Below are 16,191 nucleotides of genomic sequence, written 5' to 3'. Positions count from 1 at the left end.
CGCTCGCCGAGATGGATCACGGTGCCATGCTTGTCGCCGAGCACCTGGATCTCGATATGCCGGGGATCGACGATGAATTTTTCGATGAAGACCCGATCGTCGCCGAAGGACGAGGCCGCTTCCGAGCGCGCCCGGGCGAAACCCTCCGCCACCTCGCCGGAGGAATGGGCGATGCGCATGCCCTTGCCGCCGCCGCCGGCCGAGGCCTTGATCATCACGGGATAGCCGATCTCGTCGGCGATCCTGACGGCATGGTCGGGGTCCTCGATCACGCCCAGATGCCCGGGCACGGTCGAGACCTTCGCCGCCGCCGCCGCCTTCTTCGACTCGATCTTGTCGCCCATCGCCGCGATCGCGCCAGGGTTCGGCCCGATGAAGACGATGCCGTTCTCCTTCAACGCCCTGGCGAAGGCCTCGCGCTCGGAGAGGAAGCCATAGCCGGGATGCACGGCTTCGGCGCCGGTCGCCTTGCAGGCGGCGATGATCTTCTCGATCTGGAGATAGGATTCGGCGGCCGGCGCCGCCCCGATAGGCACGGCCTCGTCGGCCATCTCGACATGTAGCGCCTCGCGGTCCGCATCCGAATACACCGCGACCGTCGCGATCCCCATCCGGCGCGCCGTCTTGATCACTCGGCAGGCGATCTCGCCGCGGTTCGCGATCAGGATCTTCGTGAACATCGCTGGTTTCCCCCGCCCGGCGGCCTTGATGGCGCATAGCCGGATTTACGGGAGTGGGACCTTTCCGTCCACTGATCGGCCGGGTCGGCGGGCTGCAGCAGCCCACGCTCGAAGATCCGCCCCGGACCAGTTCCGGCTCAGCTCGCCAGGAACAGGCGCTCCGGCTGGAAGCTGACGCCGCGCATCCGGGCATCGCCCTTGCGCAGCGCGAAGCTAACCAGCGCCTCGTCGCAGCTCTGCGCCTCGCGGACGATCTCGAAGCCGATCCGCTGGGCGGTCTGCGTCGGCCCTTCGCCGGCCGAGAGCGTGGTCACCAGCCAATGCGCCTTGTCGCGATCGATCACCCCGGTCGGGCGGCATTCCCAGACCGCGAAGTCGACGGTCAGCGCCACCAGATAATCGGCGAAGGACGCGGCCTTGACCAGAACGGCGCGGTCGAGCGCGATGAGAATATCGAGCGTTTCGCGGCTGATCACAGCATCGCTCAAGATCTCACGCTGAAGCATCTTGACGTCTTCGTCGTCGATCGCATGCCTGTCCATCACACGATCGACGAATTCACGAAGTTCATGGCTGATCATTGTTCGACCCCTGTCCGGCGTTGTTTTGTGCCGGTACGTCCCTGTTGTGAGGAGACGATGCAGCCACGCTTCTGATCAGGTGGTTAATTCGAGAATCTGAACGCCTGTTCAGGTTAAACGGGTCTGAGTCGATGTGGTTGCGCGGTTATTACCAAAACCACTGAAGGCCTGCGGCGCGCCGCTTCACCACGGCAAGGCCATCGCGTCCCCGCTCGCATCATGCTCGGACGGAGTCCTCGGGTCCGGCCTTGGGTCGGCCCGAAGACAAACTCCGCGCAGAGCCGAGAAGCGCATGCCGAGGCTACGCCAACCAGCTCCTCTTCCGTGCGGGTAGCTCGGATCAAGCCCGAGCATGACGGCGAGCGGCGCCGGTCCACCCGGATCGCGTGCTAAGGCTTGCCGATCAACCCCGGCAACGCCGCCCAGTCCTCGATCACATGCGCGGCACCGGCCGCCTTCAACGCCGGAACCGACTGAAAGCCCCAGGACACCGCGACCGGCGCCACCCCGGCAGCGACCGCCATCTCCATGTCGAAATTGCTGTCACCGATCATCAGGGTCGCCTCGGGCCGAGCGCCGGTCTCGCGCATCGCCCGCAGGATCATCTCCGGATGCGGCTTGGAGGCGGCGTCGTCGGCGGTCTGGGTGGTCGCGAACAGGTCGCGCCAGCCATGGCGCTCGATGATGTAGTCGGCGCCGCGCCGCGACTTGCCGGTGGCGATGCCGAGCACCGTGTCAGACCGCTGCGCCAGCGCCGCCAGCATCTCGGCAACGCCCGGGAACAGCGGCTCGGCCAGCTTTGGGTCGCTCTCCGCCTGAAGGCGCATCGCGCCGAAGACCTGGCGATAGGTCTCGGTCAGCACATCATCCGGCCGCTCGAGCCCGGCAAGGCGCATCAGCGCGATATCCAGGCTCAGGCCGACGATGCCGAGCCCGGCCTCGCGGCCTGGATGCGTGAGCCCGCAGCGCGCGAAGGTCTCGAACTGAGCTTCGAGAATGATCGCTTCGGAATTCATCAGGGTGCCGTCGAGGTCGAAGATCACGAGGTTCATGCCGGCGCTTTAGCCGGCTTGACGCCCCTGCGCCAGCATCGCCGGCGCAGGGGCCTTATGCTCGCGCCTCTCCGACAAAGGAGATGCCGGCCCTCTCAGCGCCGCGCTCAGCCCTGGCCGCCCCTGGCGCATTCGGCGATCGCGGCGCGCAGAGCCTGCGCCTCCAGCCCCTTGCCGCGCGCCTCCTTGCGGCACTCGGCGCGCTGGGCGAGGTCGGGCCGCTTCTCGTTGAAGCAGGCGACCAGTGCCGCGGTCCGCTCGCTGCCCGCAAGCTTGCGCTCATCGGCCTGCTGCTTGCAGAGGGCGCGGGCGGTTGCCGCGGTCGGCCTGCCGTCGCGGGTCAGCCCGTCGGCGGCATAGAGCTGCACGCCCGGAAAACGTTCCTGCATGCAGGCGCGCATCGCCCGGCGCAGATCCTCGCCCGAGAGCGCGATGTTCTCGGCATAGCAGTCACGCCGAGCCTCGGCCCGGGCGGCGCGCGGAATCGGGTCGTCGGAAACGGTAGCGGTCTGCGGCCCGGCAGCCGCCGAACCCGGGGTCGGCTGTGTCTGGGCCAGGCCGGCGGAGGAGAATGCGAGAACGAGACCGGCAGCGAACAAGGCGGTGCGCGACATGGAAAGCCTCCCGTGATGAACCCTCACAGGAACAAACTTAGAACATAACGCATTTTGTTCTGCAAGCGTTCTTACGCTTGGTCATGCAACCCCACGATGCAAAGCGCTACTCGTCGGGCGCATCGACGATCGGGTCGTAGGGCGCATCCTCGAAGCCGAGCAGGTTCCAGCTCTGGCGCATATGCGGCGGCAACGGCGCGCTGACGTCGATCGTGCCCTTGCCGCGCGGATGCGGCAGCACGATGCGCCGCGCCAGCAGATGCAGCTTGTTCTGGATGCCGCCGGGCAGTTCCCAGTTCTGGATGTTGAAATATTTGGGATCGCCGACGATCGGATGGCCGATATGGGTGGTATGGGCGCGCAATTGGTGGGTGCGGCCGGTCACCGGCTTCAGCGAGAGCCAGGCGAGCTTCTGTGCCGCGGTCTCGACCACCGCGTAATAAGTCACGGCATGCATGGCGCCGTCTTCGCCATGCTGGGCCACCGCCATGCGCTGGTCGCCGTCATAGGCCTCCTCGCGGGCGAGATAGGTCGAGATCCGGCCCTGGCGCACGCGCGGTACGCCGACGACCAGCGCCCAGTAGACTTTTCGCGCCGAACGCGAGCGGAAGGTCTTGGCCAGCGTCGCGGCAGCAAAGCGCGATTTGGCGATGACGAGGCAGCCGGCCGTATCCTTGTCGAGCCGGTGGACGAGGCGCGGCTTCTGCCCGTCCTTGCCGGTCAGCGCCTCGAGCATGCCGTCGACATGGCGCGTCGTGCCCGAGCCGCCCTGCACGGCGAGGCCCGCCGGCTTGTTGAGGACCATGACGTCGTCGTCCTCATAGAGCGTGATCGAGCGCAGGAAGCCGATCGTGTCGGCATCGGCCTTGGCCGAGCGCGGCCGCTCGGCCTGCTGTTCTAGCTTGAGCGGCGGGATGCGCACGGTCTGGCCGGCCTCGAGCCGGTCCTTGCTGTCGGCGCGCTTGCCGTCGACGCGCAATTCGCCCTTCCGGACGATGCGCTGGATATGGCTGAAGGAGAGTTGCGGGAAACGCGTCTCGAGGAAGCGATCGATCCGCATCTCGTTCTCGTCCGGCGTCACCACGAGCTGCTGCACGCCGGTCGAGAGCACCTGGGCGGTCTCGGCCTTGACCTCGGCGCGGGTCGGCGCCGCTACCACCGGCCGGCGCGGGGCCGGCCTGGTCGCAGCCGGGAGGCCTTCCGGCCGGCTGCGCGCCGCAGCCTGCGCCTGGCGCCGTGCATCATGGCTCGGCCGCTTGCCCGCCCGCGCCGGCGGACGGGAGCCCTCGCCCTTGCCGGCGGCGGGCTTGCCGCCCGTGCCGCTGCCGCGCGCGCCTTTGCCCCCGGTGCCCTTGCCGCCCGACCTCATGACAGTCCCCTGACCAGAGCGAGCCCGGTGAACAGCGCGATGAGCGACAGAACGACCGAGCCGAGTACATAGAATGCCGCCATGGCGAGATCGCCGCGCTGCCAGAGCAGAACCGCATCGAGCGAAAAGGCGGAGAAAGTGGTGAAGCCACCGAGGACGCCGGTGGCGAAGAAGAGCCTGCCATGCTGCGTCCAGCCCTCTCCGGCCCGGAAGGCGAGCCAGCCGACGAGCAGCCCCATCAGGCCGGAGCCGAGGATGTTGATCGCCATCGTCCCGAACGGAAATCCGGGGCCGAGCCATCTCAGCGTGGCGAGGTTGACGCCGTGCCGCAGCACGCCGCCGATGCCGGCGCCAAGGAAGACGAGAAGCGTGGAGGTCATCACCATGCAATAGCCAGCGCAGCCGGTCGGCACAAACGAAATCACCTCGGCATGCCCGGCCCGCCCCCCCGATTGACTTCGGCACCGGCACCGCCGCAGAAATTGCCGGAACGGGTGAACGACAACGACAGTGACCGAGCGATTCCCAGGCACCGCCATGGCTGGCGCGATGCGGCCGCGGCCAGGGTTCCTGCCGCTCGGCGGGCTTTGCCTCGTCCTGGCGTCGACTGCCGTCGCCGCACCGGCGCGCCTGCCCGCCCGCCCGCCGCTCGCAGCCAGCTTCGCCCGCGCCTGCACCATCGCATTGCCCGAGACACAGCCGATCTTCGCCGCCGCTGCAGCCGCGGCTGATGACGACGAGGACAGTTCCGACGACTCGGATGACGATGATGATGATGACGACGACGATGAAGACGATCCGCCGGAGCGCGGGCTGATCCTGCCGGAGAGCGGTACCTGCCTCTCGATCAGCGGCACGGTTACCGCCGGGCTGCAGAACGACAGCTTCAAGGCCTCGCTCTCCGTCCCCGCGCCGCCTTCCGCCAATACCTCGATGCTGACCAGCGCCGCCTTCCGGATCGCGACCTCGCACGAGCTCGCCTCAGGCCTGCGCGTCGCCTCCGCCTTCGGCTTCACGATCAACAGCCCGGTCTCCGGCGTCAGCGAAACTACGCTCGACGAGGCGACGGTCCTGATCGGCCCCTGGACCTTCGGGCTCGACACCTCGCGCTTTTCCTTCTGGACCGGCGACGAGTTCATCTTCTCGACGCGTGCCCCCTCCCGCACCGTCGGCCTGATCGCCCTGGAGCTGCCGCTCACCGAGAGCTGGACGGCGACGCTCTCCCTCGAGGACACGGCGCTGGGCAACGGCTCCGCGACCAGCACGACCAGCGGGGCCGAGCCCCCCACTTCCGTCACCTCCCTCGCCCCCGGCCGTTCCGTGCCCGACGGCGTCGCGCGCCTGGTCTACGAAGCCGGGGACTGGACCGTGCACGGCGCGCTCGCCTTGCGCGAGGCGCCGAGCGGCTCGGCGCGGCCGGGCCGCGCCGGCATTCTCGGCGCGACCTATGAAAGCGAACTCTTCGGCGCGACGAGCAGCCTGACCGCCCAGATCGCCGGCGGCATCGACGCCGCGCCCTATATCGGCTCGCAGCTCGACGGGCGCCTGGTCAACCGCGTGCTGCTCGGCAGCGATCCGACGCGCGGCTTCTCGGCCCTGGTCTCGACGCGACGCGAATGGACCGATGAGATCGCGACCAACGCCTATCTCAGCCGCTACTGGCTGGCGGTGCCGCTCGCCGGGCAGACGAAGGGCGAGATCAGGATCGACCGCGTCGCCGCGAACATCGTCTGGACGCCGGTCGAGGGCTTCAAGGCCGGGGTCGAGAGCTCCATTGCCTGGGCGAAGATCGCGATCAGCGGCCGCGAGATCCAGGCCGGGCTGGCCGGGCGGCAGATCTCGACGCAGATTTTCCTCGAGCGGAGCTTCTGACGGCCTCGCTCACGCCGAGATCGTTGCGCGCTTGGTCCCGCTCGTCGCCGCAAGGCCGCTCGCGACAATGACGACCGCCCCGGCCAGCGTCCAGACATCGGGCAGGTTGCCGAAGATCAGCAGGCCGAACAGGGCCGCCCAGATTAGCTGGCTATAGGCAAAGGGCGCGAGCTCGTTGGCTTGAGCGAAGCGAACGGCCAGAATGAGCAGCAATTGCGCCGCCGCGAAGAAGAGCGCCGTCATCAGGCCCAAGCCGATCTCGCGCCAGCCGAGCGGCACGTAGGAGAAGGGCAGCAGCGCGGTGCAGACGATGAGCCCGACGACGGCGGTGTAGGCCAGCGTCAGCAATGGGCTGTCGGCCCGCATCTTCCGGGCCATCACGAAGGCGAAGGCCCAGGACGCCGCCGAGATCACCGGGAAGATCAGCGCCGGGTGGAAGCCCGCCGATCCCGGCCGAACGATGATCAGCACGCCGAGAAGGCCAAGGCAGACGGCCGCCCATTGCCGGGCACGCGCGACCTCGCCGAGCAGGGGCACCGACAGCAGGATCACCAGCAGCGGCGCCACGAAGAACACCGCTGTCGCCTGGGCCAGCGGCAGGAACTGCATGCCGGCGATGAAGCCGAAGCCCGAGCCGAGCAGTCCGATGCCGCGGATGACCTGCAGCAGCGGCTGCCGGGAGCGCAGGCCGGCACGACCGAGGGCGCGCAGCGCGATCAGCACTGCAAGGGGTGCGAAAACGACGAAGCGGATCCACATGATCTGCGCCGTCGGCACCGTCGCCGCGAGCAGCTTGGAGGCGGCATCGGAAGCGGCGAGGCAGGCGATCCCACCCAGCATCAGCAGGATGCCGCGCAGCGGATGTCGGGAAGGCGACGAGCTGGACATGCACGGCATCTAGCGGATGCCTGCCGATCGCGGTTCCGTTGCATGGGGCTGGCCGCCATGCACGGGACACAGGCACGGACGCCGCCTCGGCTCCGGTTGGAGCGGCGCCCTACCCGCCGCGCTCGTGCCTGAGCTTCTCCCAGTATTCCAGCCGCTTTCGGATCTCGCGCTCGAAGCCGCGTTCCGGCGGATCGTAGAAATACTGCCGCCCGAGCGCGTCGGGCCAGTAGTTCTGGCCCGAGAAGGCATCGGGCGCGTCATGGTCATAGGCGTAGTCGGCGCCGTAGCCCTCTTCCTTCATCAGCTTGGTCGGCGCGTTGAGGATCGTCTTGGGCGGCGTCAGCGAGCCCGCCTGCTTGGCGGTGCGCATCGCCGCCTTGTAGGCGAGATAGGCCGCGTTCGATTTCGGTGCGGTGGCGAGATAGATCACGCAATTGGCGAGCGCGAGCTCTCCTTCCGGCGAGCCGAGCTGCTCATAGGTCTCGGCCGCGGCGCGGGCATGGACCAGCGCCTGCGGATCGGCGAGGCCGATATCCTCGACCGCCATGCGCACCAGCCGGCGCGCCAGGAAGCGCGGGTCCTCCCCGGCGTCGAGCATGCGAGCGAAATAGTAGAGCGCCGCGTCCGGATCGGAACCGCGGATCGTCTTGTGCAGCGCCGAGATCAGGTTGTAATGGCCGTCCTGCGCCTTGTCGTAGATCGGCGCACGCCGCTGGATCACCTCGGCGAGCCCGGCCTCGTCGAAGACCTCGCCCGGCTTGGCGGCACGCCAGATCTCCTCGGCCAGCGTCAGCACGGCGCGCCCGTCGCCATCGGCAAAGCGCGCCAATTGCTGCCGCGCCTCCGGCGTCAGCGGCAGTTCGCGGCCCTCCAGCACCTCGGCCCGGCCGAGCAGGAAGAGCAGCGCCCCCTCGTCCAGCGCCTTGAAGGTCAGGACGCGCGCCCGCGAGAGCAGAGCGGCGTTGAGCGCGAAGGACGGGTTCTCGGTGGTGGCGCCGACCAGCGTGATCGTGCCGTCCTCCATCACCGGCAGGAAGGCGTCCTGCTGGGCCCGGTTGAAACGGTGGATCTCGTCGACGAAGAGCAGCGTTCCCTTGCCGCCGAGCCGGCGGCCGCGGGCGCTGTCGAAGGCCTTCTTGAGATCGGCGACGCCGGAGAAGATCGCGCTGATCTGCTCGAAACCGAGATCGACCATGCCGGCGAGCAGCCGTGCCACCGTGGTCTTGCCCGTGCCGGGTGGGCCCCAGAAGATCAGGCTGCCGAGCGAGCGGGAGGCGACGAGGCGCGACAGCACCCCGTCCGGCCCGGTCAGGTGCTCCTGCCCGGCGACTTCGCCGAAGGTCGTCGGCCGCAGCCGATCGGCCAGCGGCCGCGGGCCGGACTTGTCGAGGCCGGAAGCGGCGAAGAGATCGCTCACCTCATCCGCCGAACACGGAGGTGACGGTCTTGCCGCCGCGCGAGATCGTCACCTCCCAGGCGCGCTTGCGCTCGCGGGTCGCGCTCTCGAGGTCGCGCGAGGTCGCGATGCGTTCGCCATTGATCGCGAGGATCAGATCGCCCTTCTGGAAGCCGACGCGCGCCGAGGGGCTGCCCTCCTCGATCGCGCCGACGATGACCCCCTCGTTCCCGGTCTCGACCGAGAGTTCCTCGGCCAGGGCCGGCGAGAGGTTCATCACCGTGAGCCCGGAAAGCGGCGAGCGGCCGGAAAGCGTGACCGGCTCGCGCGGCCGCGTCTCCGGCGCCGGCGCGAGCTTGATCGGCACGACGATGCGCTTGCCGCCGCGCAGTACGGTGAGCGAGGTCACCCCACCGAGCGGACGCGTCGCGAAGCGGTAGCCGAAGCTCTCGGGGTCGTCGACGGCGACGCCGTCGACCGCCAGGATCACATCGGAGCGCTTGAGGCCGCCCTCGGCCGCCGGGCCCTTCTCGACCACGCTGGCGACGACGGAGCCGGCCGGGCGATCGAGCCCGAGTCCGTCGGCGACATCGGCGGTCAGCACCTGCAGGCGCGCCCCGAACCAGGGGCGACGCACCGTCTTCGCCCCGGCCTTGGCACTGGCGACGACGACCTGGACCATAGAGGAGGGAATGGCGAAGCCGATGCCGACGCTGCCGCCGGAGCGCGAGAAGATCGCGGTGTTGATGCCGACCAGCCGGCCCTGCATGTCGACCAGCGCGCCGCCGGAATTGCCCGGGTTGATCGCGGCGTCCGTCTGGATGAAGGACTGCGCGTCACCGACGCCGACCTGGGTGCGCGCCAGGGCGGAGATGATGCCCTGCGTCACCGTCTGGCCGACGCCGAAGGGGTTGCCGATCGCCAGCGAAAGATCGCCGATCTCGACCTTGTCGGAATCGGCGAGCTCCAGCGCACTGAGATCCTTGGCCTGGATCTTCAGCACGGCAAGATCGGTGCGCGGATCGCGCAGCAGGATCGTCGCCTCGAATTCGCGCTTGTCGGCGAGCGCGACCTTGACCTCGCTCATCCCCTCGATGACGTGATTATTGGTCACCACCAGCCCGGTTGCATCGACGATCACGCCCGAGCCGAGCGAGCGCTGCACCTGTTCGCGCGGCACGCCGAAGCCGCCATCGCCGAAGAAGCGGCGGAAGAACGGATCGTCCATGAACGGGTTCTGCGGCCGCCGCTCGATGCGCGCGCCATAGACGTTGACCACGGAGGGGGCGGTCTTCTTGACCACCGGCGCAAAGGACAGCGAAACCTGCTGGCGCGTCTCCGGCACCTGGCGGTCCTGCGCGAAAGCCGGCGAGGAAGGCGCCCCGGCGAGCATGGTCGAGGCCAGAAGAGCGGCCGCGACGCCTGCACCGGAAAGCTTGATTCGGCCCGACATCCCAGAACCTTTCATGAAGCGTATCGACTGCATTTGCGTTTTCATGGCCGCACTACCGCCATAACCTGTCCGAACCGGCGCATTGCGTGCGGTTTCCGGAGAAACCCGGCCGCCCCGGCACGACCTGCCGGCCAGCCTGACGAAAAAGGACCGGCTTCGTGAGCCTCGTGCGCCTTGTTTATGCCAGCGAAAGCCGCCTCGTCGAGGTCAATCGTCGTATGGAACTCGCCCGGATGCTCGCGACGGCGCAGCGGCTCAATGCCGACAATCATGTAACCGGTTTTCTCCTGGCGACACCCGGCGCCTTCGCGCAGGTTCTCGAGGGCGAGGCGGAGAATGTCGCCGAAACCTATGGCCGCATCGTGGTCGATCCGCGCCACGCCAATCCGCGCCTGTTGGCCCGGGAGCCGATCGAGCGGCGCGGCTTCGCCGACTGGTCGATGGCCTTCTCCGAGCAGGACGAGACCAACGACTTCATCTTCTCGCTCTATGGCGTGACGCCGGAGGCCGATCTCTACGTCCAGCCGGCCGACACCCTGCTCGCTCTTGCCGGCGAACTCGCCAGCCAGATCCGGTAAGCCCTGTCCCGACATGAAAAAGGGGCGGCAAAGGCCGCCCCTTCCAATGGTTATCGCCTGCTGGGCAGGGCTCAGGTCACGAAGAAGCTCTGCGTGCCATGAGCCTCGATCGCCTCCGCCAGACGGCTCAGCGCATGCACATAGGCGGCGGTGCGCATCGAGACGCCCTTATCCTTCGAGACGCCCCAGATCGCCCTGCCCTCGCGCTCCATGATCGTGCGCAGCCGGTCATGGATCTCCTCGAGCGGCCAGTAGAAGCCCTGGCGGTTCTGCACCCACTCGAAATAGGAGACGGTGACGCCGCCGGCATTGGCGAGGATGTCCGGCAGGACGATCACGCCGCGCTCGTCGAGAATGGCATCGGCCTCGCTGGTGATCGGCCCGTTGGCGAGTTCGAGGACGATGCGCGCCTTGACCTGCGCGGCATTGTCCTCGTGGATCATGTTCTCCAGCGCCGCCGGGACCAGAAGATCGCAATCGACGCCGATCAGCGCATCCGCGGAAAGCGCTTCGTGGCCATGGGCTCCGACGGTGGAGAGCACCGACTTGCCGCTCGCCTTGGCCGAGAGCAGCGCCCCGATATCGAGCCCGTTCGGCGCGAATACGGCGCCTTCCGAATCCGAGACGGCGACGATCTTGTGCCCGTCGCCGTCGAGCAGGCGCGCGATGAACTGGCCGGCATTGCCGAAGCCCTGCACCGCGACGCGCATGCCGTCGCCGAGGCCGAGTTCACCGGCGAGATGCCGCACCAGGTAATAGCCGCCGCGCGCCGTCGCATCGTTGCGGCCGAGCGAGCCACCGAGCGCGATCGGCTTGCCGGTGATCACGGCCGGCTCGGCCTGACCGACGATCTGCGCGTATTCGTCGGCCATCCAGCCCATGATCATGGCGTTGGTGTAGACGTCAGGCGCCGGGATGTCGCGATCGGGGCCGATGATGCGCGCGAAGGCCTGGATATAGGCGCGCGCCAAGCGCTCCAGCTCAGCCTTCGACAGTTGCCGCGGGTCGACCTGGACCGCGCCCTTGCCGCCGCCATAGGGCAGGTTCATCACGGCGCATTTGAAGGTCATCCAGAAGGCCAGCGTCTCGACCTCGTCTATGGTCGAGGACGGGTGGAAGCGGATGCCGCCCTTGGTCGGACCGCGCGTGTCGTCATAGCGGCAGCGCCAGGCCAGGAAGGACTTCCGCGAGCCGTCATCCATGCGGATCATCAGCCGCGCTTTGGTCGTCTCGCGTGCGAATTTCAGCTTCTCGATCACGTCCGGGTCGATATTGAGATGCCGGGCCGCATCATCCAGTCGGACGAGCGCATGGTCGAGGAGGCTGTCTTCGGACATCGAAGTTTCCTGTACGTGAGCGAGGAAGAGGCAATCGCATAATCAGAAGGCACGGCGGGTACAAGGGCGAACCACGCAGTTCGAACCATACAAAAATGCGGCAGCGACGACCCGCCGCACCCGAAAGCGCCCCGATCGCCGCCCAGGACCGCATAATCTGCGAAGCCCGCGCTCTCAGCCGCCCCATTCCGGTCTTTTTGTTGCGGCGCAACGAAAAAGGGCGGCCCGGAGGCCGCCCTTTCGAAAATCGTGATTGCCGGCCTCAGGCGGCCTGCTCGTCCTCTGCCGTGAAGACCGGGCCGGAATCCTTGCCCTTGGCCTCGACGTCGCGATCGACGAACTCGATCACCGCGAGCGGGGCGTTGTCGCCGAAGCGGAAGCCCGCCTTCATGATGCGCAGATAGCCGCCATTGCGCTCCTTGTAGCGCGGGCCGAGCACCTCGAAGAGCTTGCCGACCAGGGCGACGTCCTTGATCTGCGCGATCGCCTGGCGGCGGGCATGCAGGTCGCCGCGCTTGCCGAGGGTCACCAGCTTCTCGACGACCGGACGCAGGTCCTTGGCCTTCGGCAAAGTGGTGGTGATCTGCTCGTGCTTGATCAGGGCCTGAGCCATGTTGGCGAACATCGCCTTGCGATGCTCAGCCGAGCGGTTGAAACGACGACCGCGAAAACCGTGACGCATGATTGGCTCCTTCGTTGCTTACGGCCGCCGTGCCACGGAACGGCCGTCCCTTATGCTCCGGCGCGGAATGCGCCGTGCCGAAAGGCGCAGGCCCGGGCCTGCGCCTTGTTGAACTCTCAGTAGTGCTCTTCGAAGCGCTTCGCCAGCTCTTCGATGTTCTCCGGCGGCCAGCCGGTGACGTCCATGCCGAGATGCAGGCCCATGGTGGCGAGCACTTCCTTGATCTCGTTCAGCGACTTGCGGCCGAAGTTCGGGGTGCGCAGCATCTCGCCCTCCGACTTCTGGATGAGGTCGCCGATATAGACGATGTTGTCGTTCTTCAGGCAGTTCGCCGAACGCACCGAAAGCTCGAGCTCGTCGACCTTCTTGAGCAGCGCCGGGTTGAAAGGCAGCTGCGGCGCGGTCGAGACGGCCTCTTCCTTGCGCGGCTCCTCGAAGGTGATGAACACGGCGAGCTGGTCCTGCAGGATGCGGGCGGCGAGCGCCAGCGCGTCCTCCGGCGAGACCGAGCCATTGGTCTCGATCGCCATGGTCAGCATGTCGCGGTCGAGGTTCTGGCCCTCGCGGGTGTTCTCGACGCGATAGGAGACCTTCTTGACCGGCGAGTACAGGCTATCGACCGGGATCAGGCCGATCGGCGCGTCCTCGGGACGGTTCTGCTCGGCCGGGACATAGCCCTTGCCGGTGTTGACCGTGAACTCCATGCGGATCTCGGCGCCGTCGTCCAGCGTGCAGAGCGCCAGCTCGGGGTTCAGGATCGACACGTCGCCGACGGTGTTGATGTCGCCGGCGGTGACGACGCCCGGACCGGTCTTGCGCAGGGTCATGCGCTTCGGCCCCTCGCCCTGCATCTTCAGCGCGATGGCCTTGATGTTGAGGACGATGTCGGTGACGTCCTCGCGAACGCCCGGGATCGAAGAGAACTCATGCAGCACGCCGTCGATCTGGACGGCGGTGACCGCCGCACCCTGGAGCGAGGAGAGCAGCACGCGGCGCAGGGCGTTGCCGAGCGTCATGCCGAAGCCGCGCTCCAGCGGGCGCGCGATCACGGTGGCTTGACGCTTCGGGTCGTCCCCGACCTTCACTTCGAGCTTGTTCGGCTTGGACAAATCCTGCCAGTTCTTGCTGATCACGACCGCACTCCTGGTGCTTCAATGCAATGGCGACGGCGGGCCGCCCCGTACCGGCACCCGCCCTTGCGGGTGCCGCAATCCGATCCGCGGCTCAGACGCGGCGACGCTTGCGCGGCCGGCAGCCATTGTGCGGGATCGGGGTCACGTCACGGATCGAGGTGACGGTGAAGCCGGCGGCCTGCAGCGCACGCAGCGCCGACTCGCGGCCCGAACCGGGACCGGTGACCTCGACCTCAAGGGTACGCATGCCATGCTCGGCAGCCTTGCGGGCGGCATCCTCGGCCGCGATCTGGGCGGCATAGGGGGTCGACTTGCGCGAGCCCTTGAAGCCCATCGTGCCAGCCGACGACCACGAGATCGTGTTGCCCTGCGCGTCGGTGATGGTGATCATGGTGTTGTTGAACGAGGCGTTCACATGCGCGACGCCGGAGACGATGTTCTTGCGCTCGCGACGACGAATGCGCTGGGCTTCCTTGGCCATGGTCTTTCTTTCATCCTTCAGGCGCGCCCGTCATGCCAGGCGCTGGGGAGAGAACTTTCGGCCGTCATGCCCGGGCTTGACCCGGGCATCTCCGGCCGGAGAGGCGCAGCGTGGCGACCTCGTCACGAGATGGCCGGGTCGAGCCCGGCCATGACGTTCGGCTCGGCCGAACGTTACTTCTTCTTGCCGGCGATCGGCTTCGCCTTGCCCTTGCGGGTGCGGGCGTTGGTATGGGTACGCTGACCGCGCACCGGCAGCGAGCGGCGATGACGCAGGCCGCGATAGCAGCCGAGGTCCATCAGACGCTTGATGTTCATGGTGACTTCGCGGCGCAGATCGCCCTCGACGAGGTAGTCGCGGTCGATCGTCTCGCGGATTTGCAGCACCTCGGCGTCGGTCAGCTGGTTGACGCGGCGCTCGGCCACGATACCGACCTTCTCGCAGATCTCCTGCGCCTTGGCGGCGCCGATGCCGTGAATGTACTGCAGCGCGATGACGACGCGCTTGCCGGTTGGAATGTTGACGCCCGCAATACGAGCCATGGCTTCACCTCTCCATGTCGGCCGCGATGCCCGATGGCGTTCGCGACGATTGAAAGAACCCCGCGTCCGGTGGAGGCCGGCCCCTGCGAGGCGTTGAATCCGTTCCATGCGAGAATGCGACACCGCCCCTTCTCGCGAAGGCGTCGGCATCGCTCTATGAAACCGGATGGCCGGCTGTTAGTCGCTCCGGCCCGGGCTGTCAAGCCGGACCGGAGCCCTGGGCGGGTACCCAGCCCTCACTTCTTCACGAGGTTGCACTTGCTCTCGGAGAGCGGCGCGATGATCTCGGAGGCCGGGATCTTGCGGACGACCTTGAAATAGTCCCAGGGCGCCTTGGAGGCGGAGGGAGCCTTGGCCTCGACCAGCAGCATGTCGTTCAGCAGCCGGCCATCCTCGCGGATCTTCGCGCCCGGCGCGTAGAAATCCTCGACCGGCAGCTCCCGCATCTTGGCCGCGACGGCCGGGCCGGCGGCGGTGCCGGCCGCCTTCACCGCCTTGAGATAGTGCAGCACCGAGGAATAGACGCTGGCCTGGATCATGCCCGGCATCTTCTTGGTCCGCGCCATATAGCGATCGGCCCAGTCGCGGCTCGGCTTGTCGGCATCGTGATAATAGGCGGTGGTGGTGATCAGCCCCTTGGCCTTGTCGAGGCCGAGCCCGTGCACGTCGCTCAGCACCACGACCATGGCTGCGAGCTTCTGGCCGCCGTCGACCAGGCCGAATTCGCCGGCCTGCTTGATCGAGTTGATCGTGTCGGTACCGGCATTGGCGAAGGCGACGATCTTGGCCTTGGAGGCCTGCGCCTGCAGCAGGAAGGACGAGAAGTCCGGCGTCGAGAGCGGCGCCCTGACGGTGCCGAGCGTCTTGCCGCCATTGGCCGCGACGATCCTCTCGATATCGGCCGTGAGCTGATGGCCGAAGGCATAGTCGGCGGCGATGATGTACCAGCTGTCCCCGCCCTCGCGCAGGATCGACAGCGCCGTGCCCTTGGCGGAGGTCGCGGTGTCGAAGGTCCACATGAAGCCGGTCGCCGAACAGTCCTCGTTGAAGAGGCGCGTCGTCGCCGGCCCGTTGTAGAGCGTGACCTTCTGCCGCTCCTTGGCGATGCCGGCGACCGCGAGCGCGACCGCCGAATTGGTCAGGTCGGCGATCGCGGTGACGCCGTCGACATCATACCAGCGCCGGGCGAGGCCCGCCGCGATGTCGGGCTTGTTCTGGTGATCGGCGGCGACGATCTCGATCGGCTTGCCCAGCACCGAGCCGCCGAAATCTTCGATCGCCAGCTTCGCCGCCTCGACCGAGCCGAGCCCGCCGAATTCGGCATAATTTCCCGACTGATCGTTGAGAACGCCGATCTTGACCGCATCCTGTGCGCGCGCGGTCGATGCGGCCGCCAGCAGCGCAGCCGCCACAAGGCAAGCAACCCGTTTCATGCAGTCCTCCCGTCTCCGGCCGGCCCGCCGGCGATGGCGGATCGCCACCGCGCTCGACTGTCGCCGGTCCGTGTCTCGGCCTTCATGGGCCTGTGCCGAG

General features: G+C 67.7%; 17 protein-coding genes. 2 read left to right on the top strand and 15 right to left on the bottom strand.

The window, feature by feature from the left end; genetic code table 11:
- The 6 genes from ACWGRX_RS25650 to crcB form a co-directional block, all read right to left on the bottom strand.
- Nucleotides 1–680 (bottom strand): biotin carboxylase N-terminal domain-containing protein (locus ACWGRX_RS25650; RefSeq protein ID WP_452119853.1); only part of this gene is annotated, 680 nt, incomplete at its 3' end.
- Nucleotides 681–817: 137 nt separating this feature from the next.
- Nucleotides 818–1,261, bottom strand: coding sequence for a hypothetical protein (locus ACWGRX_RS25645; RefSeq protein ID WP_291642802.1), 444 nt, complete (start codon nucleotides 1,259–1,261; stop codon nucleotides 818–820).
- Nucleotides 1,262–1,650: 389 nt separating this feature from the next.
- Nucleotides 1,651–2,313 (bottom strand): HAD-IA family hydrolase, encoded by a 663-nt coding sequence (locus ACWGRX_RS25640; protein ID WP_452119852.1) that lies wholly within the window; start codon nucleotides 2,311–2,313, stop codon nucleotides 1,651–1,653.
- Between the two features lie 107 nt (nucleotides 2,314–2,420).
- Nucleotides 2,421–2,927 carry a hypothetical protein gene (locus ACWGRX_RS25635; protein WP_452119851.1) on the bottom strand — a complete coding sequence of 169 codons (507 nt, stop codon included), beginning with the start codon at nucleotides 2,925–2,927 and terminating at the stop codon, nucleotides 2,421–2,423.
- Between the two features lie 106 nt (nucleotides 2,928–3,033).
- The gene (locus tag ACWGRX_RS25630) at nucleotides 3,034–4,296 is read right to left on the bottom strand and encodes an RluA family pseudouridine synthase (RefSeq protein ID WP_452119850.1); all 1,263 of its coding nucleotides are present in this window, start codon (nucleotides 4,294–4,296) and stop codon (nucleotides 3,034–3,036) included.
- The gene (gene crcB / locus ACWGRX_RS25625) at nucleotides 4,293–4,676 is read right to left on the bottom strand and encodes a fluoride efflux transporter CrcB (RefSeq protein ID WP_452119854.1); all 384 of its coding nucleotides are present in this window, start codon (nucleotides 4,674–4,676) and stop codon (nucleotides 4,293–4,295) included. Before crcB ends, ACWGRX_RS25630 begins: the two co-directional genes overlap by 4 nt.
- A 157-nt stretch (nucleotides 4,677–4,833) precedes the next feature.
- Here crcB and ACWGRX_RS25620 point away from each other — a divergent pair, with 157 nt between their 5' ends.
- Nucleotides 4,834–6,168: a hypothetical protein gene (locus ACWGRX_RS25620; RefSeq protein WP_452119849.1), complete on the top strand. Its 1,335-nt coding sequence runs from the start codon at nucleotides 4,834–4,836 to the stop codon at nucleotides 6,166–6,168.
- Nucleotides 6,169–6,177: 9 nt separating this feature from the next.
- Here ACWGRX_RS25620 and ACWGRX_RS25615 read toward each other — a convergent pair whose 3' ends face one another.
- The 3 genes from ACWGRX_RS25615 to ACWGRX_RS25605 all read right to left on the bottom strand — a co-directional run bounded on the left by ACWGRX_RS25615 (nucleotide 6,178) and on the right by ACWGRX_RS25605 (nucleotide 9,905).
- Entirely contained in the window at nucleotides 6,178–7,056 is an 879-nt protein-coding gene (locus ACWGRX_RS25615; RefSeq protein ID WP_452119848.1) for a DMT family transporter, read from the bottom strand.
- 109 nt (nucleotides 7,057–7,165) lie between these two features.
- Nucleotides 7,166–8,473 carry a replication-associated recombination protein A gene (locus tag ACWGRX_RS25610; protein ID WP_452119847.1) on the bottom strand — a complete coding sequence of 436 codons (1,308 nt, stop codon included), beginning with the start codon at nucleotides 8,471–8,473 and terminating at the stop codon, nucleotides 7,166–7,168.
- Between the two features lies 1 nt (nucleotide 8,474).
- Complete coding sequence (locus ACWGRX_RS25605; protein ID WP_452119846.1) at nucleotides 8,475–9,905, bottom strand: DegQ family serine endoprotease; 1,431 nt, start codon at nucleotides 9,903–9,905, stop codon at nucleotides 8,475–8,477.
- 158 nt (nucleotides 9,906–10,063) lie between these two features.
- On the opposite strand from ACWGRX_RS25605, the gene ACWGRX_RS25600 reads away from it, so the two are divergent.
- On the top strand, nucleotides 10,064–10,483 hold the full coding sequence (locus ACWGRX_RS25600) for a BLUF domain-containing protein (RefSeq protein ID WP_452119845.1): 420 nt from the start codon (nucleotides 10,064–10,066) through the stop codon (nucleotides 10,481–10,483).
- A gap of 71 nt (nucleotides 10,484–10,554) precedes the next feature.
- Here ACWGRX_RS25600 and ACWGRX_RS25595 read toward each other — a convergent pair whose 3' ends face one another.
- The 6 genes from ACWGRX_RS25595 to ACWGRX_RS25570 all read right to left on the bottom strand — a co-directional run bounded on the left by ACWGRX_RS25595 (nucleotide 10,555) and on the right by ACWGRX_RS25570 (nucleotide 16,091).
- Complete coding sequence (locus ACWGRX_RS25595; protein ID WP_291650641.1) at nucleotides 10,555–11,820, bottom strand: Glu/Leu/Phe/Val family dehydrogenase; 1,266 nt, start codon at nucleotides 11,818–11,820, stop codon at nucleotides 10,555–10,557.
- Nucleotides 11,821–12,082: 262 nt separating this feature from the next.
- Nucleotides 12,083–12,502 carry a 50S ribosomal protein L17 gene (rplQ, locus tag ACWGRX_RS25590; protein WP_291641527.1) on the bottom strand — a complete coding sequence of 140 codons (420 nt, stop codon included), beginning with the start codon at nucleotides 12,500–12,502 and terminating at the stop codon, nucleotides 12,083–12,085.
- Between the two features lie 116 nt (nucleotides 12,503–12,618).
- Entirely contained in the window at nucleotides 12,619–13,635 is a 1,017-nt protein-coding gene (locus ACWGRX_RS25585) for a DNA-directed RNA polymerase subunit alpha (protein WP_291641529.1), read from the bottom strand.
- A 91-nt stretch (nucleotides 13,636–13,726) separates the two neighbouring features.
- On the bottom strand, nucleotides 13,727–14,116 hold the full coding sequence (gene rpsK, locus ACWGRX_RS25580; RefSeq protein WP_291641531.1) for a 30S ribosomal protein S11: 390 nt from the start codon (nucleotides 14,114–14,116) through the stop codon (nucleotides 13,727–13,729).
- A 173-nt stretch (nucleotides 14,117–14,289) separates the two neighbouring features.
- Nucleotides 14,290–14,658: a 30S ribosomal protein S13 gene (rpsM, locus tag ACWGRX_RS25575; RefSeq protein ID WP_291641533.1), complete on the bottom strand. Its 369-nt coding sequence runs from the start codon at nucleotides 14,656–14,658 to the stop codon at nucleotides 14,290–14,292.
- Nucleotides 14,659–14,894: 236 nt separating this feature from the next.
- Nucleotides 14,895–16,091 carry an ABC transporter substrate-binding protein gene (locus ACWGRX_RS25570; protein WP_452119844.1) on the bottom strand — a complete coding sequence of 399 codons (1,197 nt, stop codon included), beginning with the start codon at nucleotides 16,089–16,091 and terminating at the stop codon, nucleotides 14,895–14,897.
- Nucleotides 16,092–16,191: the final 100 nt, after the last annotated feature.

Source organism: Allobosea sp. NPDC055594 (assembly GCF_053618995.1).
The sequence above is the reverse complement of the archived record's forward strand: the minus strand, read 5'-3'. Positions and strand labels throughout refer to the sequence as shown.